Annotated in this window: 16 protein-coding genes; 9 read left to right on the top strand and 7 right to left on the bottom strand. The window is 74.7% G+C overall.

Annotated features, from left to right (window positions below; genetic code table 11):
- Window positions 1-975 (bottom strand): glycosyltransferase family 2 protein (locus tag NUM_RS29060; RefSeq protein ID WP_207128152.1); only part of this gene is annotated, 975 nt, incomplete at its 3' end.
- A gap of 230 nt (window positions 976-1,205) precedes the next feature.
- On the opposite strand from NUM_RS29060, the gene NUM_RS29055 reads away from it, so the two are divergent.
- Window positions 1,206-1,592 carry an SCO5389 family protein gene (locus NUM_RS29055; RefSeq protein ID WP_207128151.1) on the top strand — a complete coding sequence of 129 codons (387 nt, stop codon included), beginning with the start codon at window positions 1,206-1,208 and terminating at the stop codon, window positions 1,590-1,592.
- 238 nt (window positions 1,593-1,830) lie between these two features.
- Window positions 1,831-2,364 (top strand): hypothetical protein, encoded by a 534-nt coding sequence (locus tag NUM_RS29050; RefSeq protein WP_207128150.1) that lies wholly within the window; start codon window positions 1,831-1,833, stop codon window positions 2,362-2,364.
- On the opposite strand, the gene NUM_RS29045 is transcribed toward NUM_RS29050, so the two are convergent.
- Entirely contained in the window at window positions 2,322-2,936 is a 615-nt protein-coding gene (locus NUM_RS29045; protein WP_207128149.1) for an isochorismatase family protein, read from the bottom strand. The genes NUM_RS29050 and NUM_RS29045 overlap by 43 nt on opposite strands.
- A gap of 137 nt (window positions 2,937-3,073) precedes the next feature.
- Between NUM_RS29045 and NUM_RS29040 the strand changes: the two genes are divergently transcribed.
- The 4 genes from NUM_RS29040 to NUM_RS29025 are packed head-to-tail and all read left to right on the top strand — an operon-like array spanning window position 3,074 to window position 6,749.
- Window positions 3,074-4,432, top strand: a complete 1,359-nt coding sequence (locus tag NUM_RS29040) for a hypothetical protein (RefSeq protein ID WP_207128148.1) — start codon at window positions 3,074-3,076, stop codon at window positions 4,430-4,432.
- The gene (locus NUM_RS29035) at window positions 4,429-5,457 is read left to right on the top strand and encodes a hypothetical protein (RefSeq protein WP_207128147.1); all 1,029 of its coding nucleotides are present in this window, start codon (window positions 4,429-4,431) and stop codon (window positions 5,455-5,457) included. The genes NUM_RS29040 and NUM_RS29035 overlap by 4 nt, the downstream gene beginning before the upstream one ends.
- Complete coding sequence (locus tag NUM_RS29030; RefSeq protein WP_207128146.1) at window positions 5,454-5,834, top strand: hypothetical protein; 381 nt, start codon at window positions 5,454-5,456, stop codon at window positions 5,832-5,834. The genes NUM_RS29035 and NUM_RS29030 overlap by 4 nt, the downstream gene beginning before the upstream one ends.
- A 42-nt stretch (window positions 5,835-5,876) precedes the next feature.
- The gene (locus tag NUM_RS29025) at window positions 5,877-6,749 is read left to right on the top strand and encodes a PhzF family phenazine biosynthesis protein (protein ID WP_207128145.1); all 873 of its coding nucleotides are present in this window, start codon (window positions 5,877-5,879) and stop codon (window positions 6,747-6,749) included.
- A gap of 159 nt (window positions 6,750-6,908) precedes the next feature.
- Here NUM_RS29025 and sucB read toward each other — a convergent pair whose 3' ends face one another.
- Both sucB and lpdA read right to left on the bottom strand, forming a co-directional pair.
- Window positions 6,909-8,795: a 2-oxoglutarate dehydrogenase, E2 component, dihydrolipoamide succinyltransferase gene (gene sucB, locus NUM_RS29020; RefSeq protein WP_207128144.1), complete on the bottom strand. Its 1,887-nt coding sequence runs from the start codon at window positions 8,793-8,795 to the stop codon at window positions 6,909-6,911.
- 53 nt (window positions 8,796-8,848) lie between these two features.
- Window positions 8,849-10,291, bottom strand: coding sequence for a dihydrolipoyl dehydrogenase (lpdA, locus tag NUM_RS29015; protein WP_207128143.1), 1,443 nt, complete (start codon window positions 10,289-10,291; stop codon window positions 8,849-8,851).
- A 166-nt stretch (window positions 10,292-10,457) separates the two neighbouring features.
- On the opposite strand from lpdA, the gene NUM_RS29010 reads away from it, so the two are divergent.
- Entirely contained in the window at window positions 10,458-10,778 is a 321-nt protein-coding gene (locus NUM_RS29010; RefSeq protein WP_030447890.1) for a hypothetical protein, read from the top strand.
- Window positions 10,779-11,375: 597 nt separating this feature from the next.
- Here NUM_RS29010 and NUM_RS29005 read toward each other — a convergent pair.
- Entirely contained in the window at window positions 11,376-12,866 is a 1,491-nt protein-coding gene (locus NUM_RS29005) for a leucyl aminopeptidase (RefSeq protein ID WP_207128142.1), read from the bottom strand.
- 185 nt (window positions 12,867-13,051) lie between these two features.
- On the opposite strand from NUM_RS29005, the gene gcvT reads away from it, so the two are divergent.
- Both gcvT and NUM_RS28995 read left to right on the top strand, forming a co-directional pair.
- Entirely contained in the window at window positions 13,052-14,155 is a 1,104-nt protein-coding gene (gcvT, locus tag NUM_RS29000; RefSeq protein ID WP_207128141.1) for a glycine cleavage system aminomethyltransferase GcvT, read from the top strand.
- The gene (locus NUM_RS28995; RefSeq protein ID WP_207128140.1) at window positions 14,155-14,508 is read left to right on the top strand and encodes an MmcQ/YjbR family DNA-binding protein; all 354 of its coding nucleotides are present in this window, start codon (window positions 14,155-14,157) and stop codon (window positions 14,506-14,508) included. Before gcvT ends, NUM_RS28995 begins: the two co-directional genes overlap by 1 nt.
- Before the next feature lie 51 nt (window positions 14,509-14,559).
- Here the strand turns inward: NUM_RS28995 and NUM_RS28990 are convergent, their stop codons facing one another.
- Both NUM_RS28990 and NUM_RS28985 read right to left on the bottom strand, forming a co-directional pair.
- Window positions 14,560-15,357, bottom strand: a complete 798-nt coding sequence (locus NUM_RS28990; RefSeq protein WP_207128139.1) for an adenosylcobinamide-GDP ribazoletransferase — start codon at window positions 15,355-15,357, stop codon at window positions 14,560-14,562.
- Window positions 15,350-16,477, bottom strand: a 1,128-nt coding sequence (locus tag NUM_RS28985; protein WP_207128138.1) for a nicotinate-nucleotide--dimethylbenzimidazole phosphoribosyltransferase, incomplete at its 5' end; no start/stop codon positions are given. The genes NUM_RS28990 and NUM_RS28985, both read right to left, overlap by 8 nt.

Here is a 16,477-nt window from a genome sequence, read left to right as displayed (position 1 = left end):
CAGCTGCGCGGCGCGGTAGCCGGCGCGCACCGCCACCACGGCCGGCCAGTTGCCGGCGAGCAGCAGCCGGTAGCGCACGCCGTCGCCGCCGGCCGGGGGGGTGAAGCCGGTCGGCCGGGCGCGACGCACCAGCGCGCTCGCCCGGCGGAAGTACTCCCGGCGGGTGCCCGCGGCCAGCCGGCCGGCACCGAGCAGCACGAACAGGTGCTTCACCGCCACCCGGTACACTGTGGGCAGCACCGCGTCGCCGCGGTCGCCGAGCGCGGCGAGCCGGCGGAAGACCAGCTCGTACTGGCCGATCACGTCCAGGTGGCGGGCGCCGTTGCTGGCCAGGATCGAGCCGGGCCGCTGCCGGTAGTGGTAGCAGACCTCGGGTAGCGCGACGATCCGGTCGGCGGCGGCGAGCAGCGGGTAGCTGACCGGTAGGTCCTCGTAGAAGCCGGCCGGGTAGTCGAGGTCGAGGCCGACCAGGAAGTCGCGCCGGACGATCTTGTTCCAGGCCGACGGGAAGACCCGGAACACCTCGGGCCGCTGGCTGGCGGTGAAGGTGGCGGGCAGCGCGGCGAGCAGCGCGTCGCCGGGGTCGCGCTCGGCCCGCAGGTCGGGGTGGTCGAGCTGGTGGCCGACGAGCAGGAGGTCGGGCCGGGTGGCCGCGAGGCGGGCGGCGATGCGTGGCAGCGCGTCGGCGTCGATCCAGTCGTCGGAGTCGACGAACCAGACGTAGTCGCCGGTCGCGGCGGCGAGGCCGGCGTTGCGGGCGCCGCCGAGACCGCGGTTCTCCGGCAGGTGCAGCACCGTCAGGCGGGGGTCACGCTCGGCCCGCTCGTCCAGGATGCGGCCGGAGGAGTCCGGCGACCGGTCGTCGACGCCGATCACCTCGAGGTCGGTGAACGACTGGTGCAGCAGCGAATCGAGGCATTCGCCGAGGTATTCCTGCACGTTGTAGGCGGGCACCACGACGCTGAGCAGTGGCACGGAGCAGGAACCTCCATCACGCTGGCACACCGCGCACGGCCACAGCTGCCGCGATCGGCGGATTGTTCACCCACTGTACAGCCGGGCCGGGGGCGGTCCGCGGGCCGGACGTCCGGTTCGGGCGGTGCGCCGCGTGTCGCACTTGAGGTCTAGATGAAAATGAATTCTAATTTCATCTAGCTCGCGCGAGCCTCGAAACACCGTCCGAACCGTCAAACCAAGGAGTGTCCATGTCCCTCGACGTATCGCCGGAACTGCTCGCCGCCGCCGAGGCCGGCGAGGTCGACGACGCCGCGTTCCTCGCCTGCGTCCGCGACTCGCTGCCGTACGCGTGGCGCACCGTCAGCGCCGTCGCCGACCGGGTGGGTGCCGACGGCTTCGCCGACGACGCCACCCCGCCACCGAGCGAGACCGAGCGCGGTCAGCTGCTGCGCGCGCTCGCCTCCACCCCGATCCGGGGCGCGCTGGAGCGGCACTTCGGCGTCGTGCTCGCCTTCCAGAACTGCCACCGGGTCGCCGCGTTCACCCCGGCCACCGTGGACGGCGAGCGGTACCGGGCGTTCATCTCGGCGCGCGGCCAGCTGCTCAACCAGTCCCCGGAGCTGCGCAACTGCTGAGCGCCGGACCCGCGTCCGGAACGCCGGCCGAGCGCCGGATCCGCGTCCCGGGACGCTGGCCGCACCGGATCCGCGTCCCGGGACACCGGCCGAGCACCGGTCCGCGTCCCGGGACACCGGCCGAGCGCCGGTGTCGGGCGGGCGGATCACCGCCCGGCACCGGCGCTCCCTCCCGCGGGGGAGCGCCGTCCCGGCCGCTGGGGAGGCCGCCGCCGCGCCGGGCACCGATGCTCGAACCATGCGAACGACACCGGTACCGCGCTGGACCGAGATCGTGGCCCACCTGATCCCGCTGGTGGTGCTGCCGTCCGGGCTGTGGCGGCTGGCGCTGGCGTTCGGGCTGCCGATCGGCGCCCTGGCGTACGGCGCGGCGCCGCAGATCGGGCCCGGCACCCAGATCTACATCGTGGGCCTGAGCCTGCTGTCGGAGTCCGTGGCGCTGCTGTCGTTCGGGCTGGTCCGGCCGTGGGGCGAGGTCTTCCCACGGTGGCTGCCGCTCCTCGGCGGCCGACCGGTACGGCGCTGGTTCGCCACCACGGTGGCGAGCACCGGCGCGGTGGCACTGGCCGGGCTGTGGACGTTCGCGTTCGTCAACTACTTCGACGGCGACAACGGGATCTCGTTCACCAGCCCGCTGTGGCACACCGTCTTCGTCGCCTGCTACCTACCGGTGACGCTGTGGGTACCGCTGCTGGCGGCGCTGATCGTCGCCTACCACCGGCGGCGCGGTCAGAAGCTCACCTCGTCGGCGCGGGCCAGCGTCACCGCGTGATGCGCGTACCCGATCGAGCCGAGCACCCGGTTGTGGTGCGCCACGACCGCCGGCGGGGCCAGCGCGGCCTCGGCCGGCGGTACCGATCGCGCCGGCACGGACGACACCGGGGTCGCCTCCGACGAACCGCCGGACGCCGCCGCGGGCGGTGCGTCCGGGATGCTGGTGAGGTGCCCGTCGGCGACCAGGGTCACGTCGAAGCCGGCGGACAGCCCGCTGCGGACCGCGGTGTCCACGCAGAACTCGGTGCTGTACCCGGTGACCACGATCCGCCGCACGCCGCGCTCGCGCAGCAGGCCGGCCAGCCCGGTGTCCAGGAACGCGTCCGCGCTGTGCTTGTCGAGCACCACGTCACCGGGCCGCGGCGCGATCGAGCCGACCAGCTCGCGCGGGTCGACGCCGGCCGGCACCTCGTCGGGCGGGACGATCTGCCGCAGGTACACCACCGGGGCGCCGGCGGCGCGGGCCCGGTCGGCGAGCGCGGCCACCCGCGCCAGCACCGGCTCCGGCCGGTGCATCCCGGGCAGGTACACCGTCTGCAGGTCGATGATCAACAGCGCGCGGTCCGACACCGGCCCATGGTGGCACCCGGTACCAGGGCCAGCCACGGGATTTCCCGCTCCCGCCGGCCGGCCACGGGATTTACCCGCTCCCGCCGGCCGGCCCGCTCGGCGGCGACGCACGGGACCGGCACTCCTACACTGCTGCCGTGCACGCTTCCCGCCGCAACACCCTCCGCCGCGTCGCGATCGCCGCGCTGCTGGTCGTGGTGTGGCTGGGCTGGCCGGTCGGATCGCTGATCTACCGCAGCGTCCACCAGCCGCCGCGGCCGAAGCCGCGCGCGGTGCCGTCGGTCCAGGTGCCCACGAAACCGGCGAAACTCGGCTGGACCGTCGGGCAGGCCCGCGCCGCGATCGCGGCCGACCGGGTCTCCCGGCTGCCCGGCGCCCCCGCGGTGCTGGACGAGAAGCGGATCGGGGCCGCGCTGGCGCACACGAAGACGCGGGTCATCGCGCTGCCGTTCGCCGGCGTCGAGCAGTACAAGGCCTACGACAAGCAGGTCGACAAGCTCGCCGACGGGCTGACCGGGCACGCCAAGGTGGTCCTGGTGACCGGGCTGACGGTGCGGATCGAACCCGACGGTGGCGGGGTCGGCCCGTCGACCATGTCGGAGATCCGCCAGATCCTCACCACCCGGGACATGACCGAGATGGTGCTGACCGGCATCGACGGCAAGTCCCGCAACGGCGACGGGCCGCGGGTGCTGCCCGACGCGCCGGCCGAGCTGGTCGACACGGTCGCGGCCGCGCTGACCGCGCGCCGCGTCTACACCGCGCCCGGACTGCCCACGGTGACCGCCACGAAACAGTGGAACGACATCACCGACGGGCCCGCCCTGCGGCTCGTCACGCTGCCGCCCGGCCCACCCGACAACCTGGCCCACCAGCTGGCCGCGCGGTTGCCCGGGAAGCTGATCGTCGTGGTCCGCGGCCAGTGGACCGACCTCGCCGGCCCCGACCCGGGCCCGCAGTCCGCGGCGGTCAACGGGTACTACGGGCAGTACTTCGAACAGACCGCGAAGTGGGGCCCGGCCCCGGCCAACATCGGCCTGCTCGTCGCCGAGTACTACGGGAAGGCGCGCGCGAACGCCGCAGTGGTGGAACATCCGGACCGGGCCGCCGACCCGCTGCCGATCGTGGTGACCTGGCTGCCGTGGATCTTCGCCGGCACGGTCGGGGTGCTTCTGCTCGGCACGCTGGCGCTGCGGTGGCGGCTGGTGGGGCGCCGGCGGCAGCGGCGCCGGACCGAGGCCGCCCGGCGGGCTCGGCTGCGGGCCCGGGTGGCCGGGACCGCCGCCCGGCTCGCCTACGTGTCCGGCTTCGCGGACGGCGCCGACGACCTGCTCGCGCGCGCCGCGGAACGCTACCGGACCGCGCGCGACCTGATGGCCACCGACGGTGACACCGCGACCGCGGCCGAGGCACTCGACGCCGCCGACGAGTACCTGGAGCGCGCCGCGACGCTGCTGTCCGTGCCGGCGTCGCCAGCGGCCGAGGAGCCGGCATGAGCACTCGTCCGGACCGGAAACCAGGTCCTCGTACCGACGCGAAGCGCCGGCGCAGCCGTGCCGAGCGGCGGAGCATGGCGAAACGGCGCCAGGCGGTACGCCGGTCGGCCGAGCGACGTGCCGGACAGGCGGCCGGCACGGCGCGGGCGCGCCGCCCGGTGTGGCCGATCGTGGTCGGGATCGGCCTGATCATCAGCATCCTCGTCGCCACCTGGTCGGACCTCACTCTGCTGGTCTCGCCGTACCGGTCGGCGGTGGACACGCTGCGCCAGCACGTGCTGTACGTCGAGCCTGGTGCCGGGCACGTCGACACGGCGGCGATCCGCCGCACGATCGGGGTCCGGCCGATCGCCATCGAGGTGCTCAGGCCCGGCTCGGCGCAGGCGAAGCACCCGGACAAGGCGTGTGCCGCCGCGGTCGACCGCATCGACGGCCTGATGGTGGCGGTGTTCGTCGGCGGCGAGTTCGAGTACGGCTGCGAGAGCGACGACCTGCCGCTGACCGTCGACTGGTTCGGCTGGGACTTCGCCCAGTGGTCGATCATCTCCACCGCCACCGGCTACCTGAACGGTGACGTCGCGGCGCAGGTGGGCCAGGTGGTGATGCGCTACGACGCGAACGTCGCGGGCGGCTCGCTGATCGACCAGCGGCGCAGTTTCAGCGTGCCGACCTACCGGTACCTGGTCGCCGGCGGGCTGGTCGTGCTGGTCGTCGCCGGGGTGTTCGGGCTGCGCGCCGGCCTCGGCCGCACCGTACGGGTGGGTGCCCGGGCCCTGGTGCACCGGTCCCGGCGGCGGGCCCGGTACGCCGAGCTGGACGGCGAGCTGGCCGAGATCGCGCTGATCATGGTCGAGCTGCGGCCGGACGCGGCCGGCGCGGCGGCCGACCGGCTCGGCCGGCTGTCCGCCGACTACCTGATCGCCCTGTCCGACAGCCAGCACGCCGACCGGCACACCGACCTGGACGAGCTGGCCGGCCGGATCGGCGCGCTGCGCGACCGGGCCCGGGCGTTGGACGCGGCATGACCGTACTGCCCTGGGTGCTCGGCGCGGCGGTGCTGCTCGCGGTCGCGGCCGCACCGGTGGCTGCCGCCCTGGTGCGCCGGCGCCGGGTGGTGGCCGCCGGACTGGACCGGGCCCGCTCGCTGTGCTCCCGCCTCGACGCCGCCCTGGACACCACCACCACCGACGACGACGCCACCACCACCGGCGGCACTGTCTCCGACGATGCCGGGCCCGGGGCCGGGCGGAAGGCCGCCGCGTCCGGGGCGGCCCGGCGGGAGGCGCAGCGGTGCCTGCTGCTCGCCGGCGCGGCACTCGCCGGTCGTCCCGGCCCGGCCGAGGTCGCCCGCGCCACCGAACTCGCCCGTACCGGCCTGGCGGCGCTCGGCGAGCCCGGCTGACCGCGCGGCCGACGGCCGGCCGGCGGGGTGCAGGATGGTCGGATGGAATTCGGCTACGTGGACGTGTTCGCGACAGCACCCTTCACCGGCAACCCCGCCACCGTCGTGCTGGACGCCGACGACGCGGACGAGGCCACCATGCGCGCGGTGGCCCGCGAGTTCAACCAGTCCGAGACCGCGTTCGTCCTGGCCGGCGCGCCCGGGGCCGACTGGCGGTTGCGGGCGTTCACCCCGACCGGCGCGGAGGTGTACGGCGTGGGCCACTTCGCGCTCGGCGCCGCGGCACTGCTGTCCGAGCGTGGCCGGCTGCCCGCCGGCCGCACCGGCTACGTGCAGCAGATCGGCACCGGCAGCTATCCGACCGAGGTGACCGCGGCCGGCGACGGCCGGGCCACGGTGACGATCGGCCAGGCGGCGCCCGAGTTCGGCGGCGTGGTCACCGACCGGGCCGCGCTGGCCGCCGCGCTCGGCCTCGACCCGGCCGACCTGGCACCGGACGGCATCGCCGAGGTCGTGTCCACCGGCGCCGGGCACCTGCTCGTCCAGGCGGTCGACCGGGCCGCCGTCGACCGGATCCGGCCGGTACCCGAGCTGCTGCTGCCGGTGCTCGACGCGGTCGGCGGGGAGGGCTGCGCGGTGTTCAGCCTCGACCCGGTCGAGCCGGACACGCACGCGCACCTGCGCTTCGTCAACCCGCGGATGGGCATCGCCGAGGACCCGGCCACCGGTACCGCGGCCGGCCCGCTCGCGGTGGTCCTGGTCCGGGACGGGCTGGTCGATCCGGCGCGTCCGGTGGTCGTCGCGCAGGGACACGCGGTCGGCCGGCCCAGCCGGTTGTCGGTCCGGGTGGCCGGCGACGTCGTCCGGCTCAGTGGTACCGGCCTGGTCGTCGCCGCGGGATCGCTGCGCCGCTGACCATCCCGCTCACCGCCGGTGGCGCGCCGCCTGGTCGGGACCGCTGGCCGCCGTCCTGGTCCACCGGTTGCCGTCGTGCGCCGCCGGCCGGTGCCGATGGCGGGAACGACGCCGGGGCGGCCCGCATGCTGCGGACCGCCCCGGCGGATGGATCAGGTGTTACAGGCCGAGCGACGACTCGAAGTCGCCGGCCTCCAGCCGCTCCTTGACCGTGGCCAGGTAGCGGGCCGCGTCGGCACCGTCGACCAGCCGGTGGTCGTACGACAGGGAGAGGTAGACCATCGAGCGCGGGACGATGATCTCGCCCAGGTTCGCGTCGTCGACCACCACCGCCCGCTTCACCACGGCGCCGGTACCGAGCATCGCCACCTGCGGCTGCGGGAAGATCGGCGTGTCGAACAGCACGCCCCGGCCGCCGGTGTTGGTCAGCGTGAAGGTACCGCCGACCAGGTCGTCCGGCCCGACCGTGTTGCTGCGGGTGCGATCGGCCAGGTCGCCGATGTGCCGGGCCAGGCCGGCCAGGTTCAGGTCACCGGCGTTGTGGATGACCGGCACGATCAGCCCACGCTCGGTGTCCACCGCGATCGCCAGGTTCTCGGTGTCGTGGTAGGTGACCGTCTTCTGCTCGATGTCGATCGAGGCGTTCAGCTTCGGGTGCTGCCGGAGCGCCTCCACCGCGGCCAGCGCGAAGAACGGCAGGAACGACAGCTTGACCCCGTGCCGCGCCAGGAACTCGTCCTTGGCCCGGGCGCGCAGCTGCGCGATCCGGGTCACGTCGACCTCGATCACCGTGGTCAGCTGCGCGGCCGTCTGCAGCGACTCGACCATCCGCTGCGCGATGATCTGCCGCATCCGGGACAGCTTCTCGGTGCGGCCACGCAGCGGGCTCGGCGCCGCCTTCGGCGCGGCCGGTGCGGTCGCGGCCGGCGCCGCCGGCTTCGCGGCCGCCTGCTTCTTCGCCTCGGCGGCGTCCAGCACGTCCTGCTTGCGGATCCGACCGCCGACGCCGGTACCGGACAGCGACGCGAGGTCGATGTCGTGCTCGGCCGCGAGCTTGCGCACCAGCGGCGTGACGTAGCCGGACGGGCCGTCGCTGCTCGGCTGCTGGTCGGTCGAGGCGGGCCGCTCCACCTGCGGCGCCGCCGCCGGCGCGGTCTGCTGCACCGGCTCCGCGGTCTGCGCCCGCTGCGCGGGCTGGCTCGGCGCCGCCTGCTGGGCGGGCTGGCTCGGCTCGGCCTGCTGGGCGGGCTGGCTCGGCGCCGCCTGCGGTGCCGGCGCGGGCGCCGCCGCGGCGGGCTGGCTGGGCGTCGGCTGGCTGGGGGAGGGCTGGCTCGGGGCCGGCTGGCTGGGGGCCGGCTGGCTGGGCTTCGCCGACGGCGAGCCGGAGCCGACGATCGCCAGCACGGTACCGACGTCGACGGTCTCGTCCTGCTGGACCTTGATGTCCAGCACGGTACCGGCCGCCGGCGACGGGATCTCGGTGTCGACCTTGTCGGTGGACACCTCCAGCAGCGGCTCGTCCACCTCGACGGACTCGCCGACCTGCTTGAGCCACCGGGTCACGGTTCCCTCGGTCACCGACTCGCCCAGCGCCGGCATCGGCACCTCGGTGCCGTCCGCGGCGCCATCGCCCGACGGCTGCGCGGGCTGGTCGGACTGCGGCTGGGACGGCGCCTGCCGCGCGGGCTCGGCCGGCTGCTCCGGCTCGGGCTGGGCCGGCTCGGGCCGGGCCGGCTTGGTTTCGGCGGCCGGCTCGGACGCCGCCGCCTGCTCCGGTTCCGCGGCCGGCTGGGCGGGAGCGGACTCGCCGTCGCCGGAGATCTGCGCCAGCTCGGCGCCCACGTCGACCGTCTCGTCCTCGGGTACGACGATGCGGGACAGCACGCCGGCGGCCGGCGACGGGATCTCGGTGTCGACCTTGTCGGTGGAGACTTCGAGCAGCGGCTCGTCGACCTCCACCCGGTCGCCCTCCTGCTTGAGCCACCGGGTGACGGTGCCCTCGGTGACGCTTTCTCCGAGCTGCGGCATGGTGACCGAGGTCGGCATGGGTAGGACTCCTCGCTTGCGATTCTTCGCTGGTGCGTCGAACTCGGGCGCGCTCAGCTGTGGACGTGCAACGCCTTGCCGGCGAGGGCCATGTGTGCCTCGCCGAGCGCCTCGTTCTGGGTCGGGTGCATGTGGACGAACGGAGCGACGTCGGACGGGAACGCCTCCCAGTTGTAGATCAACTGTGCCTCACCGATCAGCTCACCGACCCGGGAACCCACCATGTGGATACCGACGACCGGCCCGTCGCTGGCCCGGACCAGTTTCACGAAGCCCTGGGTCTTGAGGATCTGGCTCTTGCCGTTACCGCCCAGGTTGTAGGTGAGAGTCTGCACCCCGTCGTCCCCGTACCGCTCGCGGGCCGCCGTTTCGGTCAGCCCCACCGAGGCGACCTCCGGCTCGCAGTAGGTGACCCGCGGGATGCCGGTCTCGTCGATCGGCCGCGGGTCGAGGCCGGCGATGTCCTCGGCGACGAAGATGCCCTGCTGGAATCCCCGGTGCGCGAGCTGCAGGCCGGGCACGATGTCGCCCACCGCGTACACCCCGGGCAGGTTGGTGCGCAGCCGCTCGTCGGTGGGCACGTACCCGCGGTCCATGGTCAGGCCGAGCTGCTCGAACCCGAGGTCGGCGGTGACCGGGCCGCGCCCCACCGCGACCAGCAACACGTCGGCGTCGAACGTCGTGCCGCCCTCGACGCCGACCCGCACGCCGTCGGTGGTCTTCTCCACCCCGGTGAACGGGCTGCCGGTGACGTAGCCGATGCCGCGGCGGCGGAACGCGCGCTCGACCGCCTTCGACACCTCCTCGTCCTCGGCCGCGACCAGCCGGGGCAGTGCCTCGACGATGGTCACGTCGACCCCGAACGAGCGCCAGGCGCTGGCGAACTCGACCCCGATCACGCCGCCGCCCAGGATCACCGCCCGCTCCGGCAGCCGGTCCAGCGACAGCGCGTGTTCGGAGGTGATCACCCGCTCGCCGTCGACGGCGAGCCCGGGCAGCGACTTCGAGTACGACCCGGTCGCGAGCACCACGTGCCGGCCGGTGACGCGGCGCCCGTCGACGTCCACGGTGTCCGGGGCGACCAGCCGGCCGGTGCCCTCGATCGTGGTGATGCCGCCGCGCGCGGCCAGCGTCGACTGCAGTCCCTTGTACAGCCGGGTGACGACGCCGTCCTTGTACTTGTTGACGCCGGCCATGTCGATGCCGTCGAGGCTGGCCCGCACGCCGAACTGGGCCGCCTCGCGGGCGGCGTCGGCGACCTCGCCGGCGTGCAGCAGCGCCTTGGTCGGAATGCAGCCGCGGTGCAGGCAGGTGCCGCCGACCTTGTCCTTCTCGACGACCGCGACGGTCAGCCCGAGGCTGCCGGCGCGCAGCGCGGTCGCGTACCCGCCGCTGCCGCCACCGAGGACGACCACGTCATAGCTGTCGGTTGCCTCGCTCACGTCATCTCCCGCCTCACCGTGCCGCAACGTTGCGTGCCCCGGCCATCTTGGCATCCGGACACGAACGCCCGTTCATGAGTCTCGTCATAGCGGTCGGCTCGACCCCGATGGGGCCGTTCCGGCCGGTATGCGGTGTTGTCGACGTGCGGCGAGCGCTGGGCCGTCCGCTGGCCGTACGCTGTGCGGCGACCGTGCTGGGTACGGCGAAGGAGGAGGAACGGTGGGACGGTTCGGGCGGCGCGTTCAGCGCGGTCGCGGAGTACGGGCCGAGCGGGCCGCGGACCCGGCGGACGTGGCGCACCTGGAACGGTTCGTGGCCAGTCGCATCGGCGTCGAGGCCTACCTGGAGCCGGCGACGTTGATGACCGGGCAGACGGTGATCCTGATCGGGCACGACGGTGAGTGGACCCGCCGGCGCCTCACCCATCCCGCCGCCCTCGCCTTCGGCCGCCGCGTCGGCATCCCCGTGTACGACGTCGGCAAGCTCGGCTACCCCCAACGCATGCGCGACTACAACGCCCGCCAGCGCACCTCGCACTGAACCTGGCCTGTACCTCCATGCGCTCCTGTACCTCCGGGCTGAGGCACGCCGCTGTGGGCTGGCGGTGTAAAGACCACCTCTGTTCACGCTTTGAGCCCGCGTGGGGGAATGCGAGGAGAGGGCTTCGCCCCCTCCTCGCGCTCCTTCCCCGCCAAGGGGGCCGCCCCCTTGGCCATCCCCGCCCAGCCCCCGGTGAGGATGCCCATCGACGCCGAGTGCCCGTCGAAGGAGAACGGGGCCCCGGCCCGGCCTACCCATCACAGCAACGCCCGCTTCGACCCGTGTCGCGTTGCAGGCGGGGTGGGGTTGGTGTCGTGGCGGGCTGGGCGTCGATGGGCAGGCCGCACCGGGCCCCGTCGTTCCGAAGCGGGCCAGGCGGCGTCCTGCCTGATCACTGGGCCCCGACAGGGGATGTCAAGGGGGCGACTGCCCCCTTGATGGGGAGGGGTGTGGGGAGGGGCGAAGCCCGCTCCCCACGTTCCCCCACGGGGGGTGAAAGAGGCGAACAGAGGTGGCCTTTACACCGGTGCCAACAAGCGACCCCGCGCCGACGCGGGCGCTTCGGGCAGCACCTCAGCGCACAGAGGTGCCCCCCGCTCAGCCGTTGTCCGCGACGTCGACGACCAGCTCGACCAACGTCCGCAACGGAACCGCGGTGGCGCCCTTCGGCAGGTACCCGTACTCCTCGGACTCGTGGTACGCGGGCCCGGCCACGTCCAGGTGCGCCCAGTCGACGCCGTCGGCGACGAACCGGGAGAGGAAGTAGCCGCCCTGCAGCATGTGACCGGAGCGGTCCATCCCGCTGGCGACCTGGGACAGGTCGGCGACGTCGGAGGTCATCAGCTTGGCGATCTCCTCCGGCAGCGGCATCGGCCACATCGGCTCGCCGACCCGGTCACCGGCGGCGCGGACCCGCTCGTGCAGGGACTCGGAGCCCATCACGCCGCCGATCCGGTTGCCCAGCGAGGTGACCTGGCCGCCGGTGAGGGTGGAGGTCTCGAACAGGTAGTCGGGGCCGTCCTCGCAGGCCCGGGCGATCGCGTCGGCCAGCACCATCCGGCCCTCGGCGTCGGTGTTGAGCACCTCGACCTTGGTGCCGGAGTACATGGTGACCACGTCGCCGGGCCGGTACGCGGAGCCGGACGGCATGTTCTCCGCCATCGGCAGGTACGCGACGACCTCGACCTTCGGCTTGAGCGCGGCGATCGCGAGCATCGCGCCGGCGACCGCGGCCGCGCCGGCCATGTCGCTCTTCATCTCCCACATGCCCTTGGCCGGCTTGATCGACAGGCCGCCGGTGTCGAACGTGATGCCCTTGCCGACGAGCGCGATCTTCGCGGTGGCCTTCCCGCGCGGCGAGTACGCCAGCCGGACCAGCCGCGGCGGCTGCGCGGAGCCGAGGCCGACCGCGAGGATGCCGCCGTAACCGCCCTTGCGCAGCGCCTTCTCGTCGAGCACCTCGACCGCGAGGCCGGCCTTGGTGGCCGCCTTCGACACCGCGTCGGCGAACGCCGGCGGACGCAGGTCGTTGCCGGGGGTGTTGACGCAGTCCCGGGTGAAGGTGGCCGCGTCGGCCAGCGCCGCGGCCCGCTTCAGCTCCGCCTTGGCCGCCTTGTCCTTCGCGTCCGGCACGACCAGCTGGATCTTCGTCACCGGCGCGCGGTCGGTGGCGGCGCCGGCCCGGTAGCGGGTGAACCGGTACCCGCCGAGCGCGGCGCCCTCCGCCGCCGGCCGCAGCGCCGGCAGCGCCAGCGCGACGGTCGCCGACCCGGCCAGGGCGCGGACCGCGGCACCGGCGGCCCGGCGTACCGACTCGTCGTCGGCGGCCTCGCGGATGCCCAGGCCGACGGCGGCGACCAGCGGCGCCGGCACGGTACCGAGGCTGGCCAGCCTGGTCACCTCGCCGACCGCGCCGGTGGCGCCGAGCAGCACGAGCGTGTCGATCAGCCGGTGCTCGAAGGCGGCGTCCAGCTCCGCCGCGCCGGGCGCCAGCGTCGGCGCGCCGTCCGCCGACTGGTACAGCCCGACGACGACGGCGTCGGCGGACAGGCTGGCAGGGTTGGTGTCGGCGAGAGCAAGCGAACTCACGCGAGGCCTCCATGGCGGGTTGGTGCACGATGGTGTGTTCGGCCGCTATCGTGCACCAACCCGTGACGGTGACGATGGTGACCACGTCGTTGTGGTGGTGTCCGGATCGCGGTGCGTCGTGACGCCGTCGCGGCCGGGCCGGAGTCGATGCTAGAGGTCCACGGCCGCCGGGTAGGTTGCCACCCATGACCGACCTCAAGCATTCCCCGTTGCACGACCGGCACCGCGCGCTCGGTGCGAAGTTCGCTGCGTTCGGTGGCTGGGAGATGCCCCTGGAGTACGCCGGTGGCGGTGTGCTGGCCGAGCACAACGCGGTGCGCAACGCGGTCGGTGTGTTCGACGTGTCGCACCTGGGCAAGGCGACCGTGCGCGGTGCCGGGGCGGTGGCGTTCGTCAACTCCTGCCTGGCCGGTGATCTGGACAAGATCACCGCCGGCCAGGCGCAGTACACGCTGTGCTGCGACGACGCGACCGGCGGGGTGGTCGACGACCTGATCGCGTACCGGTTCGCCGACGACGACGTGTTCCTGATCCCGAACGCGGCGAACACCGCCGAGGTGGTCCGCCGGCTGGCCGCCGCGGCGCCGGAGGGTGTCGAGGTCACCAACCGGCACGACGACTACGCGATCATCGCGGTGCAGGGCCCGATGTCGGCCGACCTGCTGGCCCGGCTCGGTGCGCCGACCCGGCACGGGTACATGAGCTTCGAGCCGGGCACCATCGGCGGCCGGCCGCTGATCGTCTGCCGCACCGGCTACACCGGCGAGCACGGGTACGAGCTGGTCGTCGAGGCGCGCTACGCGGCCGCGGTGTGGGACGCGCTGCTGGAGGAGGGCGCCGACCTCGCGGTCCGGCCGGCCGGACTCGCCGCGCGCGACACGCTGCGTACCGAGATGGGGTACCCGCTGCACGGTCAGGACCTGTCCATGCAGATCAGCCCGGTGCAGGCGCGGGCCGGCTGGGCGGTCGGCTGGAAGAAGCCGGCGTTCTGGGGGCGGGACGAGCTGCTCGCGGAGAAGGAGGCGGGCCCGGCCCGCCGGCTCTGGGGGCTGTCGGCCGCCGGCAAGGGCATCCCGCGCCCCGGCATGGCCGTGTACGTGGGGGAGCGGCAGGTCGGCGAGGTCACCTCGGGCACGTTCTCCCCGACGCTGAAGCGCGGCATCGGCCTGGCGCTGCTGGACACCGCCGCGCAGCTGGACGCCGGCGCCGAGGTGGAGGTGGACGTCCGCGGCCGGCGGGCGCCGATGAAGGTGGTCAAACCGCCGTTCGTGCCGTCCTCGGTGAAGTGATGGCCGGTGCCACGTTCGAGCAGGTCCGTCGGATCGCGCTCGGGCTGCCCGGCGCCGAGGAGGTCGGTACCTGGGGCACCGAGACGGTGTTCCAGGTCGGCGGCAAGATGTTCGCGGTGGCCGCGCCGGACGAACCGCACGCCACCGTCAAGGCGACCCCGGACGAGCAGGCATCGCTGGTGGCCCGCGATCCCGACACGTACGCGGTGGCGCCGACGACCGGCCGGTTCGGCTGGGTGCGGGTGGAGCTGGCCCGGATCGAGCTGCCGGCGCTGCGGGCGCTGGTCGTCGCCGCCTGGCGGGCGGCCGCACCGCGCCGCCTGACGACCGGGTACGACACCGAACCGACCTGACGGTCAGCAGCTCCGGGCCTGACGGTCAGCAACGCCGGGCCGACCTGACGGTCAGCAGCTGAGGGCGGCGAGGGCGATGGTGCCGGCCAGCTCGACGCAGGCGCCGAGCACGTCGCCGGTGACGCCGCCCAGCCGCCGGGTGACGTGCCGGACCAGCAGCGCCGCCGCGGCCAGGCCCAGCAGGACGGCGAGCGGCCCGAGCCACGGCCGGTCCGGGTCGGCGGCCAGCCCGATCGCGGCCAGCGGCACCGCGGCCACCGCCACCAGCCACCCCGGTACGGTGCCGGCGACCAGCGCGCCGAGCCCGTCCGGCCGCGCTGCCGGGAGGCCGCGACGGCAGGCGAGCGTCACCGCGAGCCGGCCGGTACCGGCGGCGGTCACCAGCGTGGCCAGCAGCGCGAGCGGCGGCCGTCCACCGACCGCGACCACCGCGGCGACCTGCGCGGCCAGCACGAGTACCAGCGCCACCACGCCGAACGGTCCGATGTCGGAGCGCTTCATGATGGCGAGCGCGCGCTCGGGGTCCGCGTACGAGCCGAGCGCGTCGACGGTGTCGGCCAGCCCGTCCAGGTGCAGCGCCCGGGTGGCCAGCACGCCGCCGAGCACCACCGCGACGGCCAGCACCCCGACCGGCGCGCCGGCCAGCCGCAGCAGCACCGCGACCCCGGCCAGTACGGCGCCGAGGGCCGCGCCCACCGCGGGCGCCAGCGCCATCGCGCCGCGGGCGCTCGCCCGGTCCACCCGCCCGACCGGTACCGGCAGCACGGTGAACGTGCTCACCGACAACCGGGCCGCGGCGAGCAGCCCGGAGCGCCCCCGGGCCGGCTCGCTCCGGGTCGGGTCAGGCATGTACCGGTTCGGCGGTCTCCGGGCTGCGCAGCGCGGCGGCGAGCGCCAGCGCGGGCTGCAGCACCCCGACCGCGGTCAGCGCCGTGCAGCCGTCGCCGAGGCCCAGGCCGAGGTCCAGCACGGTGTCGAAGCCGAGCAGGTCGGCGACGGTACGCACCGCGGGCGCGCGGCCGTGGTCCGGGATCATGCACCACCACGGTGAGCTCGGCGCGATGTCGCGTGCCAGCACCATCGCGGTCGCCGCCGCCGGGTTGTCGACCAGCACCGGTAGGTGCCGCACCGCCGCGCCGATGATCAGCCCGGTCAGCGCCGCGAGGTCGGGGCCGCCGAGCATCGCCAGCAGCGACCGGCTGTCCCGGGAGCGCAGCCGGACCCGGTGCAGCGCGTCCCGGGCGGCGAGGCAGCGCGCGATCCAGGCCGTGTCGTCGACCCGGCCGGACTCGCCGACCACCCGGCCGAGCAGGCTGGCCGGCTCGTTGCCGGTGGCCGCCGCGAGCACGGCCGCCGAGACCGCCTGCACGCCGGCACCGCACGCCGCCGGTACGAGCAGCTGCACGCCCTCGTCCGCGGCCCGCTCGGCGAGCGAACGGCCCAGCTCGAACGCCGCGTCGACCTGCTCGGCGGTCAGTACGTCGGTGGTCTCCATCGCCGGGACCGGCGCGGCGCCGTCGGGCAGCTCGGCCACCGTGACCGTGGCGCCGACCCGCTCGGCCAGCCGGGCCAGCGGCGCAGTGCCGGTGCGGACCCGGTCGATCGTGCTCTCCGCCGCCGGGTCACCGGCCCGGGCGCCGCCGTGGTGGTCGGCGCCCACCAGGACCACCCGGATCGAGTCCCACTCGCCGGCCAGGTCGCCGGCGCCGAGCGCCCAGGCGACCGGCTCGGTCAGCGCACCGAGCCCGGCGCCGCCGGTGGCCAGCGCGGTCAGCCGCTCCTCGGCGGCGTTGATGGCGATCCGGTCCGGCGGGCGGATGCCGATGACGTCGTCGTCCAGCTCGGCCGGGCCGACGTCGACCGGTTCCGGCACGTCCGCCGGTTCCGGCGCCGGTGCCGGCGCCGTGGCCGCTGCCGCGGGGGCGGGTTCGGCCGGAGCCGCCGTGGCGGTCGCCGGGACGGCCGCGGC

The sequence above is a fragment of the Actinocatenispora comari genome, from assembly GCF_017312725.1.
GTDB lineage: Bacteria > Actinomycetota > Actinomycetes > Mycobacteriales > Micromonosporaceae > Actinocatenispora > Actinocatenispora comari.
The sequence above is the reverse complement of the archived record's forward strand: the minus strand, read 5'-3'. Positions and strand labels throughout refer to the sequence as shown.

Coding starts and splice junctions, on each gene's coding strand:
- NUM_RS29055 (WP_207128151.1), top strand. CDS start 1,206: ATGTCCCTCGACGTATCGCCGGAACTGCTCGCCGCCGCCGAGGCCGGC.
- NUM_RS29050 (WP_207128150.1), top strand. CDS start 1,831: ATGCGAACGACACCGGTACCGCGCTGGACCGAGATCGTGGCCCACCTG.
- NUM_RS29035 (WP_207128147.1), top strand. CDS start 4,429: ATGAGCACTCGTCCGGACCGGAAACCAGGTCCTCGTACCGACGCGAAG.
- NUM_RS29030 (WP_207128146.1), top strand. CDS start 5,454: ATGACCGTACTGCCCTGGGTGCTCGGCGCGGCGGTGCTGCTCGCGGTC.
- NUM_RS29025 (WP_207128145.1), top strand. CDS start 5,877: ATGGAATTCGGCTACGTGGACGTGTTCGCGACAGCACCCTTCACCGGC.
- sucB (WP_207128144.1), bottom strand. CDS start 8,795: ATGCCGACCTCGGTCACCATGCCGCAGCTCGGAGAAAGCGTCACCGAG.
- lpdA (WP_207128143.1), bottom strand. CDS start 10,291: ATGCCAAGATGGCCGGGGCACGCAACGTTGCGGCACGGTGAGGCGGGA.
- gcvT (WP_207128141.1), top strand. CDS start 13,052: ATGACCGACCTCAAGCATTCCCCGTTGCACGACCGGCACCGCGCGCTC.
- NUM_RS28995 (WP_207128140.1), top strand. CDS start 14,155: ATGGCCGGTGCCACGTTCGAGCAGGTCCGTCGGATCGCGCTCGGGCTG.
- NUM_RS28990 (WP_207128139.1), bottom strand. CDS start 15,357: ATGCCTGACCCGACCCGGAGCGAGCCGGCCCGGGGGCGCTCCGGGCTG.